This is a genomic window from Acidovorax sp. K2F (genome assembly GCF_025246485.1).
GTDB classification, from domain to species: Bacteria; Pseudomonadota; Gammaproteobacteria; order Burkholderiales; family Burkholderiaceae_C; genus Acidovorax; species Acidovorax delafieldii.
The window spans coordinates 1-2,932 of record NZ_JAOBSQ010000081.1; the positions used below are offsets into that span (position 1 = coordinate 1).

Consider the following 2,932-nt stretch of genomic DNA (forward strand, 5'->3'; position numbering starts at 1 on the left):
TTAGACGATACAAAAAGGTTGTCCGCAGTTGACGCACCCACAAGAACCGGTCTGAAATGTTCGACATAGTCGGTTATCAGCGGCGCCAGCCAAGATGCAATCGCAACGTCATACCGATGTGACGCACCACTTTTTTTCCCATTTTTGAAATCTCTGGACGCAATGCGAATTCGCCACTCGCCCGCCGCAGTCCGGTACACAGAACCTGAGTTGTCTGCTTTGTAAGTGAGCGCAACGATGTTCTTACGCCGCAGCGGATTAGAAAGAAGTACACCCAGCAGAAGCTCATTGCGTCGAGCAACAGCTTCTTCCTTGCTGCCCGCAGTCGCACCACGAGCCAATGCCCTGATGCGTTCCATCGCGCGCAGTACGGGCGCCAGAGGCTCCGGCGAGTCCAGTAGCGCTTGAATCGGCTGAACGGGGTCGCGTGAAACGTCCGTGCAAATGGCTTTCCAATCGTGTGCTACGGCCAAGCACTCTCTATTGAGCTCTTCCCAAGTCCGCCCGCGAAGCGCATCTCGACCGACATCCTCAAGCAGCTCCGGATGCTGTGTGAAGTAGCCGTGCGAAGGATGACAGAGCGACGCTACAAAGCTAGCGAATACCGCGTGACCGGTATGAATCAGTCCCCCTGATTTATTTTTCCGAAACTCAAAAAACGCTTCGACAGCCTCGGGTATCGCTAGCCATCCCAGAGTCTGCACCCCTTCCGCGTTCCCGCCGAAGCCTCCGTCATTTTTGGAAAGTCGTAGAAATCCAAGATAGCTCACAACGTGCGCCCAGTTGACTGATGCAGCACCGATGTAGTTGCCATCAAAGACATCGATGCCTGGCATCGGTCTGACGCACTCGGCCGCTGGCCCGGACACTGTCCATCGACCCCGATGACTGCGGTTGCTACCGCGCGCGCTCACAGATGTTTTGTGCCGCACCAGGTCAGCCCATTGCGCAAGCAACTTTGGCGTGATGTCAGACGCTTTCAAGGCATAGCTGAGCTTTCGCCGCTCGCTCATCCGCGCCCTAAAGATATTAGGATGTGTGGGAGCAAGCTTTCTCATTGAGTCGAGATACAAACGCTGAAGCGTTCCCGACGCCAGACCCAGCACAGCTTCTAATTTATTAAGTGTGGCCTCAGACCTGACGTTCGGCAAGGCACCGCGAGTCCATCGACCCAGCGCCGATGTGCTCACTCCGGCCAGCACGGCCGCCCTCTTGGGGCTCATATTCGCTTGTTTAAGTGCAGACCGAAGACCTTGCTCAAAAGGTGTTGCCTCAGCCGAGATAAATACAGCAGAGCGTCGCTCACGACCACGCACCGCTACCTCTGGTGACACGCCGAGCAATTCAAAGCTTGCGCGCCATCCGTTGAGCAGGCTTTTCCTGTCACTCACGGACCTCGGACTTAGTGAAAGTGCACGCAGGTGTCTTGACAGCGCGTCGTCGAAGTCGACACCTAGCTCGGCGCCTATGGGGGAGCTACCTGTCTTACCAAGCCATTGCAGAAAACCCCGCAATGCCGTCAGGCTGTTTCTGCACATCTGCTCTGGGTTGTTTGAATTGCTTTCGCTGCGAATTCTATTTTGGTGAAATTGAATTAAGTTGTCGTACGTGGCGGCCATGGTCACTGTGAGTGACGCCGTATTCGCATGTTGGAACGAATTGGATTTCTCGTTTAAGAGTCCCGTTATGGAATAACGGAACCCTTCTAACCCATTGATTTTCATACACTTTCCCTCTGTTGCGAGAGCTTCTGCTCCCAAAGCAGAGGGGCTGAGTTCCGTTATGGCGTTTAAGGCATCTTTTGTTGATAGACCATTTGTAGAAACCTCTTTTAAATGTTGCCGATACACAGGGCGAGCGTATCAATCAAAGTTTTGAAAAGCTCGCTGGTTAAGAACGCGTAGCCCTCGCAAAAACCTCCACCTGCCGGTTGCCAGAGGTAACTACATGTCCCTAGAATGAGGACATTTGTCCCTACTTGAAGGACAGGCCTTGGGTCTCGCAGATTTTCTTTTCACGCCGACCTTGCAAAAAGTACTCGGAGCGACGCTTCTTCATCCCGACCGTAGCTTCACTCTGAGAGAACTGCTGCGCTTAGCAGACAGCGGTCGCGGAAGCGCTCAGAAGCAGGTAGAGCGACTGATAAATTCAGGCGTACTTTTAGAAGATGAACGTAGAGGCACCCAGCGGAGCATCAGGGTCAACACCGAATTCATCTTCTATGCAGAATTGCGCAGCATCGCGCACAAGTCCTTCAGTGTTGTGGAGCCACTGAAAGAAGCCTTGGCACCGTTTGCCAGCAACATCAGTTCAGCATTCGTTTTTGGTTCAGTTGCGAAAAGCACTGACAGCGCGAAAAGCGATATTGACTTGATTGTTATCGGTCAAGTCTCTTTGCTCGAACTTTCTGAAGCTTTGCATGAAGCTGAGAGTAAGCTGATGCGTCCCATCAATTTTTCTCTGTATGAGCATAGTGAGTGGACTAGTTTGGTCGAGGCGGACAACGTAGTAGCCCAGATTGCGAATGGCGTCACTTTGAAGGTCCTTTGACACCACAAGCCTCAGCCTTGCCGCGCGCGCCGGCTTTTCTGTCGCCTAAACACCATTTCCGCGCGCTCGCTGAGGTGCTTCACTTGACGGGGCTTGCGTCCGCGCATGTTGTTACTAGGACGCTCGCTCAGGCAAAAAGTCGTCACTGACGCGTAACCCGCCGACAAAAAACCATGCCATGAATTCCGCAAGTGGGAGAAGACGAGGTCGTCACCGTCGGCGCGCATCTCAACTTCGTGGACATCCTCGGTCAAGCGCAGGCCCAGAGGAAGGTGGATGGCCTTGGAGTTGCTGTAAATGAAATCCGTAGCAATGGCCACAAATATCTTCTCGGTATCACCCGACTCCCTGCGAGCCAGCAAGACTGTTGCGGCGTAATAGC

General features: G+C 53.4%; 3 protein-coding genes. 1 reads left to right on the plus strand and 2 read right to left on the minus strand.

Going from position 1 to position 2,932, the window contains the following annotated elements; genetic code table 11:
- A partial coding sequence (locus N4G42_RS25255; RefSeq protein ID WP_260669147.1) for a helix-turn-helix domain-containing protein occupies positions 1–1,850 on the minus strand: 1,850 nt, incomplete at its 3' end.
- 118 nt (positions 1,851–1,968) lie between these two features.
- On the opposite strand from N4G42_RS25255, the gene N4G42_RS25260 reads away from it, so the two are divergent.
- Complete coding sequence (locus N4G42_RS25260) at positions 1,969–2,550, plus strand: nucleotidyltransferase domain-containing protein (RefSeq protein WP_260669148.1); 582 nt, start codon at positions 1,969–1,971, stop codon at positions 2,548–2,550.
- A gap of 11 nt (positions 2,551–2,561) precedes the next feature.
- On the opposite strand, the gene N4G42_RS25265 is transcribed toward N4G42_RS25260, so the two are convergent.
- A partial coding sequence (locus tag N4G42_RS25265) for a hypothetical protein (protein ID WP_260669149.1) occupies positions 2,562–2,932 on the minus strand: 371 nt, incomplete at its 5' end.